Source organism: Streptomyces sp. Tu 2975 (assembly GCF_009832925.1).
Lineage (GTDB): Bacteria > Actinomycetota > Actinomycetes > Streptomycetales > Streptomycetaceae > Streptomyces.
In genome coordinates this window covers 2,184,567-2,201,676 of sequence record NZ_CP047140.1, presented here as the reverse complement: position 1 = coordinate 2,201,676, position 17,110 = coordinate 2,184,567, and the positions used below count along the sequence as shown (strand labels likewise).

Sequence of the window (17,110 nt, the reverse complement as noted above, 5' to 3'; positions counted from 1 at the left end):
GCGGAACGTTTCTTACTCCTGTTTCTTGCGGCGGGTGCCGAAGACGATCTCGTCCCAGCTCGGCACGGCGGCGCGGCGGCCGGGGCGGACGCCGTCCGCCTCCGCCTGCCGGTCCGTCGTCCCCGTCAGCCGGTCCCGGTGGCCGGCCACGGAGCGCGGCATCAGCACGTCCGCGTACGCGGAACCGGCGCCGGCCGACGCTGCGGGCGCCACCGGCTCCTCCTCTGCCTCGACCTCCTGGCCGGGCTCGACGGCGGGCGGTTCCGACACCACGGGCCGCTCGGGCACGACCATGTCGCCGCGGAAGTTCGGCACGGCTTCCAGCAGGCTGGTCAGCGAGTCCCGCTCGTCCTTGTCGTCCGCGTCCGCGGACGGCGCCGCAGGGCGCTCGATCTGCCGGTCCAGGGCGCGGTCCAGCGGCCGGTCCCTGGGCAGGCGCGCGATGCGCGGGACGAACGGGAAGCTCGGCTCCTGCGCGATCGTGTCGTCGGTCTCACCGATCAGGGCGCGTGCCTCGTCGTCGACGGCCTGGACGAGCCGCCTCGGCGGGTCGTAGGTCCAGCTCGCCGAGTGCGGTTCGCCCGCGACCCGGTAGACGAGCAGGACCTCCCAGGTGCCGTCGTCGCGGCGCCACGAGTCCCACTGGACGGTGTCCTTCTCGGCACCGCGCAGCAGCAGCCGCTCCTGCACGGCCTCGCCCAGCTGCGGACCGGTGTTCTCACCGGGGCGGCGTACAGGGGTCTTTCGGGCCCGCTCCGCCATGAAGGCACGCTCGGCGAGGACCGGGCCCTCGAAGCGGCGCACCCGGTCGACGGGGATGCCGGCGAGCTGGGCGACCTCCTCCGCGGAGGCACCGGCACGTATACGTGCCTGGATGTCGCGGGGGCGGAGATGGCTCTCCACCTCGATCTCGATCTGGCCGAGCCGGGCACGGTCGTTACGCACGGCGGCACGCAGGCGCTCGTCGATCGGAAGCGTGTATTCCGTGCTGTCCGCAGCCTTGAGCACCAGTCGTGTGCCGTCGTTGGAGACGGCCACGACACGCAGTTCGGGCATGGGGACCTCCCGGGTGGTGCCTGCCGACGTCACCTGCGTCGCTGCTTCCGCTAGTCGAGTCGAGTGTGGCCTGCCCGGGTGCAGCCTGCCACAACCTTGCCGAGTTGCCCGGCGTGTCGGGCGCGAGCCCTGGATCGCCGTTATGGCACGGTTATCTATTTGCCACTCAGCGTGATCGGTCGTCACTCCGAGTGATAGATCTCCATGCTTCACCGCGGTGCCGCCGGATCGAGCGCCGCTTCCGGCCCCCAACCTGGGGATCCGGACACCACGAGGGAGGCCGGGCCCAGGGCTCGCCACAGTACTCCATTCGGGCCATCCGGGTGGACAGCCGCGCCGCCGAACTTCGGTAGGGGGGCGCTGGATCGGTGCTCGAACGCGGGGTGACCAGGTGTTGTGCTTCATGGAAACACCAGAAACGGAACTATTCCCTTAGGTCACATGTCCTATCTCGGTGCACAGCAGGCAGATGACGACAGCCCTCTGAAGGAGCGTCAGAAGCCTCGTTCGTGGATGGAACATCAGAAAGGCGACGAACGGCCCGCGGTGAGCGGCGCAGCCGGCGCCGGGTCAGTCGCCCAGCACCCGCCGGAGATACGGATTCTGGAATACCCGGTCAGGGTCGAGATGGTCGCGCAGTGCGGTGAACTCGGCGAACCGGGGGTAGACCTCCGCGAAGTAACGGGCGTCCCGTGTATGGATCTTTCCCCAGTGCGGCCGTCCGCCGTGCGCCGTCATGATCGACTCCACGGCGGTGAAGTAGGAACGGTACGGCGTGCCGCGGTACATGTGCACCGCGATGTACGCCGTCTCCCGGCCCGAGGCCGTCGACAGCGTGATGTCGTCGGCGGGGGCCGTGCGCACCTCGACCGGGAACCCGATCCGCAGCGGCGAGCGTTCGACCATCGCCCTGAGCGCGCGCAGCGCCGTGACCGCGGCCTCCCTGGGTACCGCGTACTCCATCTCGACGAACCGCACCCGGCGGGGCGATGTGAAGACCTTGTAGGGAATGTCCGTGTAGGTACGGGCGGACAGCGCGCGACTGGAGAGCCTGGCGATCGCCGGAACGGCCGCGGGCACCGCGCGGCCCAGCGAACAGGCCACCTGGAAGGCCCCGTTGGACAGCAGCTCGTCGTCGATCCAGCCGCTGACCCTGCCGGGCGGCGCCGCAGGGCCGGAGCTGCGGTTGTTGCGCTTGGTGTTGCAGTTCCCGGTGTGCGGGAACCAGTAGAACTCGAAGTGCTCGTTCTCCGCGTGCAGGGCGTCGAAGTCCGACAGGACCCGGTCGAAGGACATCGGTTCCTCGCGGGCGGTCAGCAGGAAGACCGGCTCCACCGCGAACGTGATCGCCGAGACGACCCCGAGCGCGCCCAGGCCGATCCGGGCCGCGGCGAAGACCTCGGGATTCTCCTTCTCCGAGCACGTCAGCACGGCCCCGTCGGCCGTCACCAGCTCAAGGCCCTTGATCTGCGCGGCGATCGAGGCGGAGTCGCGGCCGGTGCCGTGCGTACCGGTCGACGTCGCGCCGGCGACGGTCTGCTCCATGATGTCGCCCATGTTCGTGAGCGACAGCCCCTCACGGGCGAGGGCGGTGTTCAACCGCTTGAGCGGGGTGCCCGATTCGACGGTGACGGTCATTTCCGAGCGGTCGATCCGGCGGATCCCCGTCATCAGGTCCGGCCGTATCAGCAGCCCGTCGGTGGCCGCTATGGCCGTGAACGAATGGCCCGTGCCGACCGTCTTGACCCGCAGGCCCTCCGCGACCGCCGAGCGGACCGCGTCGGCGAGCTCCTCCACGGACGCGGGGCGGACCTCCCGCGCGGGCCGGGAGACAACGGTCCCCGCCCAGTTACGCCACGGGCTGCTCCCGCTGCTCCGGGTCCTGATCACGCTGCTCACGCTGCCCCTCCCGCATCGGCACCGGCCTGCGCAGCCGGCGGTACCCCAGGAACGCCACCACGGCCGCGAACACTCCCGCGACGCCGGGCACCGCGTACCCCGCAGCGGCACCCTGCGCGTCGACCACCCAGCCGGCGGCGGAGGAACCCAGTGCGACGCCGACCGCGAGCCCGGTACCGGTCCAGGACATGCCCTCGGTCAGCTTGCTGCGCGGTACGTGCGCCTCGACGAGGGCCATGGTCGTCACCATCGTCGGCGCGATGGCAAGGCCCGCGACAAAGAGCGCCACGGCCAGGAACGGCAGGCTCCCGGCCAGTTGGAGGGGGATCATACTCACGGCCATCGCGCAGACCCCCAGCACCCACCTGCGAGCGGGCTCACCCTTCAGGTGCAACAGGCCGAAGACGGCGCCCGCGAGACAGGAACCGAGAGCGTAGACCGCGAGCACCCAGCTCGCCGCGGCCTTGTGGCCCGTCTCCTCCGCGAACGCGACGGTGACCACGTCCACCGCGCCGAAGATCACCCCGGTCGCGACGAACGCGGCCACGAGCACCTGGAGACCGGGAGAGCGCAGCGCGCTGCCGCCGGTGTCGTGCGAGGCGGGGTGCGGCTTCGGCTCCGTGGCCCGCTGAGCCGTCAGCCACCAGACGCCGACCAGCAGGAACCCGGCGGCGAGCAGCGGACCGGCCTCCGGGAACCACAGGGTGGACAATCCGATGGAGATGATCGGCCCGAAGATGAAGCACACCTCGTCGATGATCGACTCGACCGAGTACGCGGTGTGCAGCTCCCGCGGAGAGCCCTCCAGGAGCGCCGCCCAGCGGGCCCGGGTCATCGCGCCGACACTCGGCGCACAGCCCGCGACGGCCGTGAAGGCGAACAGCGTCCAGTCCGGCGCCCCCTGCTGGGCGCAGATCAGCAGCCCGGTGACGGCGGCGAGCGTGACGAGAGTGGCCGGACGCAGCACCCTGCGCTGGCCGTGGCGGTCGACCAGACGGGAGACCTGTGGGCCGAGCACGGCCGCGGACAGCGCGAGTGTCGCCGTGAGCGTGCCGGCCAGGCCGTAGCGTCCGGTGAGCTCGGAGACCATGGTCATGATCCCGATGCCCAGCATGGACAGCGGCATCCGGCCGAGAAGGCCTGCGGTGGAGAACCCCAAAGAGCCGGGGGTGGCGAAAATCGCGCGGTAGGGACTGGGCAACGGGGACTCCGGTAAGGCGTAAGGGCAGCCTTCACAGATTACGCGCCGAACCTCTGTCGGCGCACCGCGGTTTTTCCGCTGTCGGAGCCGGGTGGCAGGATCGACCCCATGTCCGATCTGCGTGACCCAGCGCCTTACGACGCCCTTCTGCTGCTCTCGTTCGGCGGCCCCGAAGGCCCGGACGACGTGGTCCCGTTCCTGGAGAACGTGACCCGCGGCCGAGGCATCCCGAAGGAACGGCTGAAGGAAGTGGGGCAGCACTACTTCCTCTTCGGCGGCGTCAGCCCCATCAACGACCAGAACCGGGCGCTGATCGAAGCCCTTCGCAAGGACTTCGCCGAGCACGGGCCGGACCTGCCGGTCCACTGGGGCAACCGCAACTGGGCGCCGTATCTCACCGACACCCTGCGCGAGATGACCGAGGCGGGACACCGGCGTATCGCCGTCCTCACCACCAGCGCCTACGCCTCGTACTCCGGCTGCCGCCAGTACCGGGAGAACCTCGCGGACGCGCTGGCGACTCTGGAGGCGGAGGGGCGGCAACTGCCACGCGTCGACAAGCTGCGGCACTACTTCAACCACCCCGGCTTCGTACGGCCCATGATCGACGGCGTTCTCGCCTCCCTCGCCGACCTGCCGGAAGACGTCCGCGCCGGTGCGCACCTCGCCTTCACCACGCACTCGATCCCGACCTCTGCGGCCGACGCCTCCGGCCCCGCCGCCGAGCACGGGGACGGCGGCGCCTACGTCCGTCAGCACCTCGACGTGGCCCGGACCGTCGCCGAGGCCGTCGCCCACGAGACCGGCGTCGCACACCCCTGGGAGCTCGTCTACCAGTCACGCAGCGGCGCCCCGCACATCCCCTGGCTGGAACCGGACATCTGCGACCACTTGGAGAGCCTGCACGCCGCCGGTGCGCCGGCCGCCGTCATGGTCCCGATCGGTTTCGTCTCCGACCACATGGAGGTCCTGTACGACCTCGACACGGAGGCCACCGCGAAGGCCGCGGAACTGGGCCTGCCGGTGCGCCGCTCGGCGACCGTGGGCGCCGACCCGCGGTTCGCCGGCGCCGTGCGCGACCTCCTCCTCGAACGGGCCGCCGTCGAGCGCGGCATCCCGGCGGAACGCTGCGCCTTCGGAGCGCTCGGCCCGAGCCACGACCTCTGCCCTGTCGGATGCTGCCCGGCCCGCGCGCCGAAGCCCGCGGCGGCAGGCGCCGACAGCCCGTACGCGTGAAGGAGACCCCTGTGACCGACCCGCTGACGTCCGAACTGCTGCCCCTCGCCCTGGAGGCCGCCCGGAAGGCCGGCGCCCTGCTGAGGGACGGCCGCCCGGACGACCTGGGCGTCGCCAGGACCAAGTCCAGCCCCATCGACGTCGTCACCGAGATGGACATCGCGGCGGAGAAGCTGATCACCGGCTTCCTCTCCGAGCACCGCCCGGACGACGGTTTCCTCGGCGAGGAGGGCGCGGCCACGGTGGGCACCAGCGGTGTGCGCTGGGTCATCGACCCGCTCGACGGCACCGTCAACTACCTGTACGGGCTGCCCACCTGGGCCGTCTCGATCGCCGCGGAGCTCGACGGCGAGACCGTGGTCGGCGTCGTCGAGGCCCCTGTGCGGCGCGAGACCTTCCACGCGGTGCGGGGCGGGGGCGCGTTCCTGAACGACCGGCCCGTACGGTGCCGGCCGGCGCCCCCGCTGGACCAGGCCCTGGTCTCGACCGGCTTCAACTACGTCCACACCGTCCGCACCCACCAGGCGGACGTCGCCCAGCGGCTGATCCCGCAACTGCGCGACATCCGGCGCAGCGGCTCGGCGGCGATCGACCTGGCGGACGTGGCGGCGGGCCGCCTGGACGGCTACTACGAGCGCGGGCTCAGCCCGTGGGACCTCGCCGCGGGCGACCTGATCGCCCGCGAGGGCGGCGCGCTGACCGGGGGCCGGCCTGGGGACGGACCGTCCGGGGACCTGACGGTGGCGGCGGTGCCGGGGGTCTTCGAGCCGTTGCAGGCGTTGCTGGAGGAACTGGGGGCGTGGCACGACTGAGCGGCGCGCCGGCTACGCCAGAGGCCCGGACCCGCTTCGCGGGGCCGGGCCTCGGTGCAGCACGGTCGGAGATCAGGCCGCGGTGAGCTTCACCCCGTGCTCGGCGGCGAGGCGGTGGAGATCGTCCAGCTCCGCCTGCTCGACGTCAGCGAGGAAGTCGTCACCAGTCTCCCGGGCGACCGTCAGGTCGTCCTCGGCGGCCTTTATGCGCTGCAGCAGTCCGGCAGTGAAAGCGTCCATGATGCGCCCCCTCGTCGTGGGTCGGTGGCACGGGGGTGTGCCGACGGTGGGTTGATCAACCCTGGAACAGGTCGTGGTGCGCCACACACAGGGCGTGATCGGGATGTGCAGTCGTCCTCCCCAGGCCTTCCCGGGTGGAAACCTCAACTGTCCCGGAAATCCTCCTTATTCCGCGATGCGGTTGTCGAGCCTGTTCGCCTTACAGCCGGTTTACGCGCGTAACGGGCAGGATGGAGCCGCACAGTCAGTGCCCAGACCTGCCCGGTCACCGTGACGGGGCTCCCGAGAGAGGACAGCGACGTGCGCGTACTCGTCGTCGAGGACGAGCAGCTGCTCGCCGATGCGGTGGCCACCGGACTGCGCCGGGAGGCCATGGCGGTCGACGTCGTGTACGACGGCGCCGCCGCCCTCGAGCGCATCGGGGTCAACGACTACGACGTGGTGGTGCTCGACCGCGACCTCCCCCTGGTCCACGGGGACGACGTCTGCCGCAGGATCGTCGAGCTGGGCATGCCGACCCGGGTGCTGATGCTGACGGCCTCGGGGGACGTGAGCGACCGCGTGGAAGGCCTGGAGCTCGGCGCCGACGACTATCTGCCCAAACCGTTCGCGTTCACCGAGCTCACCGCGCGTGTGCGTGCCCTCGGGCGGCGTACGACGGTGCCCCTGCCGCCGGTGCTGGAGCGCGCCGGCATCAAGCTCGATCCGAACCGCCGCGAGGTCTTCAGGGACGGCAGGGAGATCCAGCTGGCCCCCAAGGAGTTCGCGGTCCTGGAGGTCCTGATGCGCAGCGAGGGCGCGGTCGTCTCGGCCGAGCAGCTGCTGGAGAAGGCCTGGGACGAGAACACGGACCCGTTCACCAATGTGGTGCGGGTGACCGTGATGACTTTGCGCCGCAAACTCGGCGAACCGCCCGTGATCGTCACGGTGCCCGGTTCCGGTTACCGGATCTGAGCGCGTGGCCAGCGTTCCCGCGCCGCCGGAGGCGCCCCCGAAACCGACCTGGGACCCCAGGGAACCGGTCCGCCCCTGGCTGCGCCCCACCATCCGGATACGGCTCACGCTGCTGTACGGCGGGATGTTCCTGATCGCGGGCATCCTGCTGCTGTCGATCATCTATCTCTTCACCGCGCAGGCGCTGCACGTCGGCGTCGCCGATCTGCCGTTCAAGATCGTCGAGGGCAAGGTGCAGCCCACCACGGACTGGTGCACCCTCCCGGAGGAGGGTTCCGGCGAGCAGTTCAACCAGGCCGTCTCCGCCTGTCTCCAGCACCAGCGCGAGCTGGCGCTGGACGACCTGCTGCGCCGCTCCCTGTTCGCCCTGCTCGGCCTGAGCATCATCGCCTTCGCCTTCGGCTACGCGATGGCCGGCCGGGTGCTGTCGCCGCTGGGCCGGATCACCCGCACCGCGCGCCAGGTGGCCGGTTCCGACCTCTCGCGCCGGATCGAGCTGGACGGACCCGACGACGAGCTCAAGGAGCTCGCCGACACCTTCGACGAGATGCTGGACCGCCTGGAGCGGGCCTTCACCGCGCAGCAGCGGTTCGTGGCCAACGCCTCGCACGAACTGCGTACGCCCCTGGCGATCAACCGCACGCTGCTCGAGGTGCACCTGTCCGATCCGGGAGCTCCCGTGGAGCTCCAGCAGCTGGGCAAGACGCTGCTGGCCACCAACGAGCGCAGCGAGCAGCTGGTCGAGGGCCTGCTGCTGCTCGCCCGCAGCGACAACCAGATCGTCGAGCGCAAGCCGGTGGACCTGGCGGAGGTGGCCTCACGCGCCATGGACCAGGTCCGCTCGGAGGCGGACGAGAAGGGTGTGGAGGTGCGCGGGGAGCGCCGGGCCGCGGTCGTCCAGGGCAATGGCGTGCTGCTGGAGCGGATCGCGCTGAACCTCGTGCAGAACGCCGTCCGGTACAACCTGCCGGGAGGCTGGGTGGAGGTGGCCACCGAGGTCGAGCACGGCCAGGCGGTCCTGCTGGTGACCAACACCGGACCGGTGGTTCCCGCCTACGAGATCGACAACCTCTTCGAGCCGTTCAGGCGCCTCCGCCAGGAGCGCACGGGCAGTGACAAGGGGGTCGGCCTGGGCCTCTCCATCGCGCGATCGGTGGCCCGCGCACACGGGGGCCGTATCGCCGCGGTGCCGCGCGAAGGAGGCGGGCTGGTGATGCGTGTCACTCTTCCGGTCTGAGTTTCCCGCCCGATGTTCGCTTTAAGCGGAATTTTCGGAAACCGCATCCGACGAATCCATGTGCGATCAATCACAGGGGAGGAATCGGATCCGTCTACCCTCCGTGATCGATGATCGTGCGGAAAGCCGGTAAAAGCCCGGGTTTCCGGGGGTGACATCACGGGAAGTACACGGGGTGGCGCCCGTGAAGCACGCCTGCGGACCGTGTACGGTCCCCATCGCCATCCAACCCGATCACTCTCGGGGGTCCGGTTGGGTGTCGATTGAGTAACAGACCTTGATGTGAGGCAAAATCTCCGCCTCAGGTCGGGCACAAGTCCGGCCTCTCACGCGTTACGTGCGCTGAGACACCGCAACCACCCAGAGGGGGAGAGCGACATGGCAACGGACTACGACACCCCACGCAAGACCGACGACGACGTCGATTCGGACAGCCTTGAGGAACTGAAGGCCCGGCGGAACGACAAGTCCACCTCGACCGTCGACGTCGACGAGTTCGAGGCCGCGGAGGGCATGGAGCTCCCCGGGGCCGACCTGTCCAACGAGGAGCTCGCCGTCCGGGTCCTGCCCAAGCAGGCCGACGAGTTCACCTGCATGAGCTGCTTCCTCGTGCATCACCGCAGCCAGCTGGCGCGCGAGAAGAACGGCCAGCCCATCTGCCGCGACTGCGACTGAGGCAGGGCCGCCAGTGGCAGGCGAGAAACCGTCCGGGAAGCGGCGCTTCCGGCGTCATGGACAGCCGGAGGCGCACCAGGGCGGTACGGGCCCCTCACCGGACGCTGCGGCGTCCGCGGAGGACTCGTCCGCTCTGCTGCCGTACGACGCGACCGAGGGTGTGGAGCGAGGCCTGCCGGCCTCGCTCGGGACAGCCGGTCAGGCAGGGTCCCCGACCAGGGCCCGACGCCTGGCCACGGTCACCAAGGGCGTCGTCAAGGGCGGCGAGAGCGCAAGGGCGGGCCTCGTCCGGCGGGGACAGGGCGCGCGCACCAGGCTCGTGAGGAGCAAGGAGAGCGCCAAGGCGGCGCTCGCGCACATCGCCGACATGCTGATCGACAACGCGCCGCGCGTCCCGGTGCGTGACCTGGAGAAACTGCGCAGGCAGTTTCCCGGCCTCTCCCCGAGCAGCTTGCCGACAAGCTGGTCGCGGGAGCGGCCAATGCCAGTTCCACGGTGGGCGCCGGAATCGGCGCCGCCGCGATGATGCCCGTGCCGCCGGCGATGCCGACCGAGCTCGCGGCGGAGATCGTCGGCGTCGCCGCCATCGAGCTGAAGCTCATCGCCGAGCTTCACGAGGTCTACGGGGTGCGGCCGCCCGGTGGACTCACGGAGCGCAGCACCTTGTATCTGAACTCCTGGTCGCAGGAGCGCGGGATCGAGGTCACCAAGCCCTCGACGTACAACGCCTCGATGGGCGGTCAGCTCAAGCGCCAGCTGCGCCAGCAGATCATGAAGCGCATGGTGCGCAATCTTCCGAACCTGATGCCGTTCATGGTCGGCGCGGCCGTCGGCGCGGTGATGAACCGCCGTGACACCAGGAAGCTCGCCAACCGCATCCGGGCCGACCTGCGCGCCAGGCAGGTCCCGTGGGACGCCCTTCCCCCGCTGCCGCCCCTGGAGCAGCCGCAGCAGCCCCTGCGGCACCCGGAGCTGCCCCTGGGGCCGGACCAGGTCTGACCGGCGGCGGAGCAGGCCCTACGCCGCGCGGACGGCCGTCAGGGCGGCGGCCAGTGCCTGCGGGTCCCGTGTCGACAGATAGACGTACGGCGTCGGGTCCTGCGGATCGGTGATCTCGATCCGTACGGCCGTCGGGATGTAGCTGCGCAGCAGCATGAAGGCCCGAGGGTCGGCCTTGTGGGACCGCCAGGCCCGCGCCTCCTCCGCGTCGAGCACGGCGGCCTCACCGAGCGCTGAGACCGGGATCCTCGCTTCCCCGGCGACGAGGGAGCCGGCCACCACCCTGATACGGGCGGAGCCGTAGGAGCTGACCAGCGCCGACGCCAGCGCGCCCGCGGCGATCACCCCGCCCAGCATCGGCAGGGTCCCCAGCGGCAGCAGGATCAGACCGCCGGAGACGGCGACGAGGGCGGTGACGGCCCACCAGGATCGGGGCGCGGTCAGACGTTCTGCGTACTGCGGGGCGGAAGGCTGCATGAATCCAAGCTTGGCACGGTGCGACCGGCGGGTAGCCGCGCGGGTAAGGTCTGCGCCTGTGAGCAACGCGAACTCCCGGGGGCGACCCCCGTACCCCCGGCCGGTTCCTCGGCCCTGACCCCGCCGGCCGACGCCACGGCACCGGTGCGGCACCCCGATGCGCCCGCCCCGGGTGAACTTCTCGGCGCGCACTACGGGCACTGCTTCGGATGCGGCGGGGAGCAGCCCCACGGCCTGCACCTCGAGGCCCGGGCACAGGAAGGCGTCCGCGTCACCGCCGAATTCACCGTCAAGGCCGCGCACCAGGGCGCCCCCGGTCTCGCGCACGGCGGCGTGCTCGCCTCCGCGCTCGACGAGACGCTCGGCTCGCTGAACTGGCTGCTGCGGGTCATCGCGGTCACCGGCAAGCTCGAGACCGACTTCGTGCGGCCCGTGCCGGTCGACACCGTGCTGCACCTCGACGCCGAGGTCACCGCCGTCGCCGGCCGCAAGATCTACTCGACCGCCACCGGACGCATCGGAGGCCCCGACGGGCCGGTGGCCGTGCGGGCGTCCGCCCTGTTCATCGAGGTCAAGGTCGACCACTTCATCGAGAACGGCCGCCCCGCCGAGATCCAGGCCGCGATGGCCGACCCCGACCAGGTCCGGCGCGCACGCGCCTTCGAGGTGAACCCCTGATGCGTGATCCCGTCGACGTGCTCATCCGCCGTGTGCACCCCGAAGTGCCGCTTCCCACCTACGGTCACCCGGGCGACGCGGGTGCCGATCTGGTGACGTGCGAGGCCGCCGAACTCGCCCCCGGCGAGCGCGCCGTGCTGCCCACCGGAGTGTCGATCGCCCTGCCCGACGGGTACGCGGCCTTCGTTCACCCCCGGTCCGGGCTCGCCGCCCGCTGCGGAGTCGCCCTTGTGAATGCCCCAGGGACGATTGATGCCGGGTACCGTGGGGAAATCAAGGTGATCGTGGTCAATCTCGATCCACGCGAGAGCGTGCGGTTCGAACGGTTCGACCGGATCGCCCAACTGGTCGTCCAGCAGGTCGAGAAGGTGCGCTTCCACGAGGTGGCGGAGCTTCCCGGATCTGCGCGGGCCGAGGGGGGCTTCGGGTCCACCGGCGGTCATGCCGCCGTGGACGGCTCTACGGGTGGGAATCGATACGCTTCGGTCGTATCCGACCGGGAAGGACAGTGACGTGTTCGGACGTCGCAAGAAGAGTGGTTCCGCCGGGGACGCGGCGGACGCAGCGGACGGCACCGAGCGAGTCGCCGACGAGTCTGCCGAGCTCGGCACGGAAGCCGGGGACAGCGGCGCCCGCCGGGTGAACCTCCCGCCGGCGCCCCGGCCCGACGGCCCCTGGGACGTCTCCGAGGTCTCCAGGCCCGGCGAGGGCCGGGTCGACCTCGGCGGCCTGTTCGTGCCCGGGGTCGAGGGCATGGAACTGCGGGTGGAGGTCGCCGGTGACGCCATCGTCGCGGCCACCGTCGTGCTGCGGGACAGCGCCGTACAGCTCCAGGCCTTCGCGGCGCCCAAGAAGGAGGGCATCTGGGGCGAGGTCCGCGAGGAGATCGCCTCCGGTATCACCCAGCAGGGCGGCATCATCGACGAGGTCGAGGGCCCGCTCGGCTGGGAGCTGCGCGCCCAGGTGCCCGTACAGCTCCCGGACGGCACCGGCGGTGTGCAACTGGTGCGCTTCGTCGGCGTCGACGGCCCCCGCTGGTTCCTGCGCGGAGTGATCTCCGGGCAGGGCGCGGTGCAGCCGCAGGCGGCCGGTCTGCTCGAGCAGATCTTCAGGGACACCGTCGTGGTGCGCGGCGACGGCCCGATGGCGCCTCGCGACCCGATCGTCCTCAAGTTGCCGGACGACGCGCAGATGGTGCCCGAGGGCGTCCAGCAGGAGGAGCAGGAAGGTTCCCGGTTCTCCGGGGCATGGGCCAGCTCCAGCGCGGCCCCGAGATCACCGAGGTGCGCTGACAGTCGTCGGCGACCTCGTACGACTGCGTATGGCCCGTGGGCCCGCACCCCAGGGGTGCGGGCCCACGGACCGTTCCGCACGGCTCCCCTCGGGTTCCCGCGCGACCGTTGCCCGGGCGCATGGCCCCTGCACATACTGTGCCGGACACGATCCGGCACGGGGGGACGTCCAGATGACCGAGAGCAGCAGCGCACAGTCCGGCACGGCCGTCGTCGACGACGCGTCGCGGCCCATGGTGCGGATCGAGAACCTGCACCGCTCGTACGGCACGGGAGCCGCTGCGGTACACGCGCTGCGCGGTGTCTCCTTCGAGATCCCGCGGGGCGAACTGGTCGCACTCAAAGGCCGGTCGGGCTCCGGCAAGACCACGCTGCTCAACCTGGTCGGCGGTCTCGACACCCCGGACCAGGGGAGGATCACCGTCGACGGCGCCGACCTCTCCGAGCTCGGCGAGAACGGCCTGCTCGAGCTGCGGCGCGACCGGATCGGCTTCATCTTCCAGTCGTTCGGGCTGATCCCGATCCTGAGCGCGGCGGAGAACGTCGGTGTGCCGATGCGGCTGCGCAAGGCGGACCCTCGTGAGCGGGAGGAGCGCGTGGCGCTCCTGCTCGCCCTGGTGGGCCTCGCCGACCACGCCGCCCAGCGCCCGGGCGAGCTGTCGGGCGGACAGCAGCAGCGCGTCGCCATCGCCCGCGCGCTCGCCAACCGGCCCAAGCTGCTCATCGCCGACGAGCCGACCGGACAGCTCGACGCGGAGACAGGACTGGCCGTGATGGAACTGCTGCGCGCGGTCGTCCGCAGCGAGAACGTGACGGCCCTCGTCGCCACGCACGACCCTCAGCTCCTGGGCCTCGCCGACCGCGTACTGGAACTGGCCGACGGCGAGATCGTCGAAGCCTGACCAGGCCCGGGAGGAGCCGGGAGCGGGTCGCGGCGCCGTATCAGAATCGCGTCAATACGCACCCCGTGGTCCAGGACCGTCCGGTTCGCTCGTTTCTTTCGACGTAAGGTCGACGCTGCGCAACGCAGTGTTCGAAAGACAATGAGGCCATGGGACGCGGCAAGCTACGGATCTACCTCGGCGCGGCACCGGGCGTCGGCAAGACGTACGCGATGCTGTCCGAGGCACACCGCCGTGCGGAACGCGGTACCGACTGCGTGGTGGCGCTCGTCGAGACATACGACCGCCCCCGCACCGCGCGCCTCCTGGACGGCCTCACACAGATCGAGCGCCGGGAGATCACCCATCGGGGCGCCGTCCTCACCGAGATGGACATCGACGCCGTACTCGAACGCCGCCCCGCGGTCGCACTCGTCGACGAACTCGCCCACACCAACGTCCCCGGCTCACGCAACAACAAGCGCTGGCAGGACGTGGAGGAGCTCCTCGCGGCCGGGACGGACGTCATATCGACCGTCAACATCCAGCATCTGGAGTCGCTCGGCGACGTCGTCGAGACGATCACCGGTGTGCGGCAGCGGGAGACCGTCCCGGACGAGGTGGTCCGCAGGGCGGACCAGATCGAACTCGTCGACATGGCGCCCCAGGCCCTGCGCCGGAGGATGGCCCACGGCAACATCTACCAGCCGGACAAGGTCGACGCGGCGCTGTCGAACTACTTCCGTCCCGGCAACCTCACGGCGCTGCGGGAGCTGGCCCTCCTGTGGCTCGCCGACCGGGTGGACGAGTACCTCCAGCAGTACCGCGGTGAGCACAACATCCGCTCCACCTGGCAGGCCCGCGAGCGCATCGTCGTCGGTCTCACCGGCGGACCCGAGGGCGGCACCCTCATCCGGCGCGCGGCCCGGCTCGCGGAGAAGGGCGCGGGCGGCGAGGTCCTCGCCGTCTACATCGCCCGCAGCGACGGACTGACGTCCGCCTCGCCCAAGGAACTCGCCGTGCAGCGCACCCTCGTCGAAGACGTCGGCGGCACCTTCCACCATGTCATCGGCGACGACGTGCCCTCCGCGCTGCTCGAGTTCGCGCGCGGCGTCAACGCCACCCAGGTCGTGCTCGGCTCCAGCCGCCGCAAGGCCTGGCAGTACCTGTTCGGGCCGGGCGTCGGCGCCACCGTCGCCCGCGACTCCGGCCCCGACCTCGACGTCCACATCGTCACCCACGACGAGGCGGGCAAGGGTCGGGGGCTGCCGGGCTCCCGCGGGAGCCGGCTCGGCCGCTCCCGGATCGTCGGCGGCTGGCTGGTCGGCGTGGCCGGCCCGGCCCTGCTCACCTTGCTGCTCACCAGCCTCGAGAACGGGCCGGGTCTCGCCAACGACGTCCTGCTCTTCCTCTTCCTGACGGTGATCGCGGCCCTGCTCGGCGGGCTGCTGCCGGCGCTGGCCTCCGCCGCCGTGGGGTCCCTGGTGCTGAACTACTTCTTCACGTCGCCGACCCACACCCTCGACATCGCGGAGCCGCGGAACCTGGTCGCCATCGTGATCTTCTTCGCTGTGGGCGTGGCGGTGGCCTCCGTGGTGGATCTCGCCGCACGCCGCACCCACCAGGCCGCCAGGCTCAAGGCCGAGTCCGAGATCCTCTCGTTCCTCGCGGGCAGCGTCCTGCGCGGCGACACCGCCTTGGACGCCCTGCTGGAGCGGGTACGGGAGACGTTCGCCATGGAGTCCGTCGCCCTGCTCGAGCGCGAGAGCGACGTCGACCCGTGGACCTGCACGGCGAGCGTCGGCCCCCGCCCCGCGACCCGGCCCGACGACGCGGACGTGGACATGCCGGTCGGTGACCGTATGGCCATGGCGCTCTCCGGCCGGGTGCTGCCCGCGGAGGACCGGCGGGTGCTGGCGGCCTTCGCCACGCAGGCGGCCGTCGTCGTGGACCGGCAGCGGCTGGTGGGGGAGGCGGAACAGGCGAGGGAGCTCGCCGAGGGCAACCGGATACGCACGGCGCTGCTCGCCGCCGTCAGCCACGACCTGCGTACCCCGCTGGCCGGCATCAAGGCGGCGGTCACCTCGCTGAGGTCCGACGACGTCGCCTGGTCCGACGAGGACGAGGCCGAGCTGCTGGCCGGGATCGAGGAGGGCGCCGACCGCCTCGACCACCTGGTGGGCAACCTGCTCGACATGTCCCGTCTGCAGACCGGGACCGTCACCCCTCTCATCCGTGAGACGTCGCTCGACGAGGTGATCCCCTTGGCGCTCGTGGGCGTCCCGGCGGAGAGCGTGGAGCTGGACATCCCCGAGTCGCTGCCGATGGTGGCCGTGGACCGCGGGCTGCTCGAGCGGGCCGTGGCCAACATCGTCGAGAACGCCGTCAAGTACAGCCCCGACACCGTCCCCGTCACGGTCGCCGCCAGCTCCCTGGGGCGCCGGGTCGAACTGCGGGTCGCCGACCGCGGCTCCGGGGTGCCCGACGACGCGAAGGAGCGGATCTTCGAACCGTTCCAGCGTTACGGTGACGCCCCGCGCGGTGCGGGCGTCGGTCTCGGACTCGCCGTCGCCCGCGGGTTCATGGAGGCGATGGGCGGCACGCTGACCGCGGAGGACACGCCCGGCGGCGGCATGACCATGGTCCTCACCCTCACGGCCGTGTCCGGCCACGGCGCGACCGCGGCTGGACTCGCGGCAGAGGTCACGTCATGAGCGGCCCGTATCCGGCGACCGGCAGTGACAGCAGCCCACAGGGGCGGAAAGGCGGGCAGCACATGACCAGGGTGCTCGTGGTCGACGACGAGCCGCAGATAGTTCGCGCGCTCGTGATCAACTTGAAGGCACGCAAGTACGAGGTGGACGCGGCCTCCGACGGGGCCGGTGCCCTCGAAACGGCCGCGGCACGCCACCCCGACGTCGTCGTTCTCGACCTCGGGCTGCCCGACATGGACGGGGTCGAAGTGATCAAGGGGCTGCGCGGCTGGACGCGCGTCCCGATCCTCGTCCTGTCCGCACGTCACTCGTCCGACGAGAAGGTCGAGGCGCTCGACGCCGGGGCCGACGACTACGTCACCAAGCCCTTCGGCATGGACGAACTCCTCGCTCGGCTGCGCGCCGCGGTCCGACGGGCGGAGCCCGTCGGCGGCGAGGACGACATGACCACCGTCGAGACCGAGGGGTTCACCGTCGACCTGGCGGCGAAGAAGGTGCACAGGGACGGCCGTGACGTACGCCTCACGCCCACCGAGTGGCATCTGCTGGAGGTCCTGGTGCGCAACACCGGTCGCCTCGTGAGCCAGAAGCAGCTGCTCCAAGAGGTCTGGGGCCCCTCGTACGGCACCGAGACGAACTACCTTCGCGTCTACATGGCCCAGCTGCGCCGCAAGCTGGAGGCCGATCCGTCGCATCCGAGGCACTTCGTCACCGAGCCAGGTATGGGATACCGCTTCGAACGTTGATCCGGCCCTGGTG

The 17,110-nt window shown here is 71.0% G+C and carries 15 protein-coding genes and 2 pseudogenes; 12 read left to right on the top strand and 5 right to left on the bottom strand.

Annotated features, from left to right (window positions below):
* Positions 1-12: 12 nt before the first annotated feature.
* The 3 genes from sepH to GLX30_RS09630 form a co-directional block, all read right to left on the bottom strand.
* The gene (gene sepH, locus GLX30_RS09640) at positions 13-1,056 is read right to left on the bottom strand and encodes a septation protein SepH (protein ID WP_159686062.1); all 1,044 of its coding nucleotides are present in this window, start codon (positions 1,054-1,056) and stop codon (positions 13-15) included.
* 570 nt (positions 1,057-1,626) lie between these two features.
* Positions 1,627-2,946 carry a D-arabinono-1,4-lactone oxidase gene (locus tag GLX30_RS09635; protein ID WP_159694954.1) on the bottom strand — a complete coding sequence of 440 codons (1,320 nt, stop codon included), beginning with the start codon at positions 2,944-2,946 and terminating at the stop codon, positions 1,627-1,629.
* Positions 2,906-4,156: an MFS transporter gene (locus tag GLX30_RS09630; protein ID WP_159686059.1), complete on the bottom strand. Its 1,251-nt coding sequence runs from the start codon at positions 4,154-4,156 to the stop codon at positions 2,906-2,908. The genes GLX30_RS09635 and GLX30_RS09630 overlap by 41 nt, the downstream gene beginning before the upstream one ends.
* Before the next feature lie 108 nt (positions 4,157-4,264).
* Between GLX30_RS09630 and GLX30_RS09625 the strand changes: the two genes are divergently transcribed.
* Together GLX30_RS09625 and GLX30_RS09620 are read left to right on the top strand one after the other, a co-directional pair.
* Positions 4,265-5,392, top strand: coding sequence for a ferrochelatase (locus GLX30_RS09625; protein ID WP_159686055.1), 1,128 nt, complete (start codon positions 4,265-4,267; stop codon positions 5,390-5,392).
* An 11-nt stretch (positions 5,393-5,403) separates the two neighbouring features.
* Positions 5,404-6,204 carry an inositol monophosphatase family protein gene (locus tag GLX30_RS09620; protein ID WP_159686051.1) on the top strand — a complete coding sequence of 267 codons (801 nt, stop codon included), beginning with the start codon at positions 5,404-5,406 and terminating at the stop codon, positions 6,202-6,204.
* A gap of 72 nt (positions 6,205-6,276) precedes the next feature.
* Here the strand turns inward: GLX30_RS09620 and GLX30_RS34310 are convergent, their stop codons facing one another.
* Positions 6,277-6,444 (bottom strand): hypothetical protein, encoded by a 168-nt coding sequence (locus tag GLX30_RS34310; protein ID WP_167306803.1) that lies wholly within the window; start codon positions 6,442-6,444, stop codon positions 6,277-6,279.
* Positions 6,445-6,744: 300 nt separating this feature from the next.
* Here GLX30_RS34310 and GLX30_RS09615 point away from each other — a divergent pair, with 300 nt between their 5' ends.
* From GLX30_RS09615 to GLX30_RS09600, 4 genes and pseudogenes are all read left to right on the top strand, one after another.
* A complete protein-coding gene (locus tag GLX30_RS09615) occupies positions 6,745-7,398 on the top strand; it encodes a response regulator transcription factor (protein ID WP_005310963.1) in 654 nt (217 codons plus the stop codon).
* A 4-nt stretch (positions 7,399-7,402) separates the two neighbouring features.
* Positions 7,403-8,635 carry an ATP-binding protein gene (locus GLX30_RS09610; RefSeq protein WP_159686047.1) on the top strand — a complete coding sequence of 411 codons (1,233 nt, stop codon included), beginning with the start codon at positions 7,403-7,405 and terminating at the stop codon, positions 8,633-8,635.
* Between the two features lie 378 nt (positions 8,636-9,013).
* A complete protein-coding gene (locus GLX30_RS09605; RefSeq protein ID WP_005310959.1) occupies positions 9,014-9,310 on the top strand; it encodes a DUF4193 domain-containing protein in 297 nt (98 codons plus the stop codon).
* A 13-nt stretch (positions 9,311-9,323) separates the two neighbouring features.
* Positions 9,324-10,309 (top strand): annotated as a pseudogene (locus GLX30_RS09600) (hypothetical protein).
* 18 nt (positions 10,310-10,327) lie between these two features.
* Here GLX30_RS09600 and GLX30_RS09595 read toward each other — a convergent pair.
* Positions 10,328-10,786, bottom strand: coding sequence for a DUF3093 domain-containing protein (locus GLX30_RS09595; protein ID WP_159686042.1), 459 nt, complete (start codon positions 10,784-10,786; stop codon positions 10,328-10,330).
* A gap of 114 nt (positions 10,787-10,900) precedes the next feature.
* Here GLX30_RS09595 and GLX30_RS09590 point away from each other — a divergent pair, with 114 nt between their 5' ends.
* From GLX30_RS09590 to GLX30_RS09565, 6 genes and pseudogenes are all read left to right on the top strand, one after another.
* Entirely contained in the window at positions 10,901-11,464 is a 564-nt protein-coding gene (locus GLX30_RS09590) for a PaaI family thioesterase (protein ID WP_159694953.1), read from the top strand.
* Entirely contained in the window at positions 11,464-11,976 is a 513-nt protein-coding gene (gene dut / locus GLX30_RS09585; RefSeq protein WP_159686038.1) for a dUTP diphosphatase, read from the top strand. Before GLX30_RS09590 ends, dut begins: the two co-directional genes overlap by 1 nt.
* Before the next feature lies 1 nt (position 11,977).
* Positions 11,978-12,756: pseudogene (locus tag GLX30_RS09580) on the top strand (DUF3710 domain-containing protein).
* A gap of 173 nt (positions 12,757-12,929) precedes the next feature.
* A complete protein-coding gene (locus tag GLX30_RS09575; RefSeq protein ID WP_159686033.1) occupies positions 12,930-13,658 on the top strand; it encodes an ABC transporter ATP-binding protein in 729 nt (242 codons plus the stop codon).
* A gap of 149 nt (positions 13,659-13,807) precedes the next feature.
* On the top strand, positions 13,808-16,351 hold the full coding sequence (locus GLX30_RS09570; RefSeq protein ID WP_159686028.1) for a sensor histidine kinase KdpD: 2,544 nt from the start codon (positions 13,808-13,810) through the stop codon (positions 16,349-16,351).
* A 62-nt stretch (positions 16,352-16,413) separates the two neighbouring features.
* A complete protein-coding gene (locus tag GLX30_RS09565; protein ID WP_159686025.1) occupies positions 16,414-17,097 on the top strand; it encodes a response regulator in 684 nt (227 codons plus the stop codon).
* Positions 17,098-17,110 lie beyond the last annotated feature (13 nt).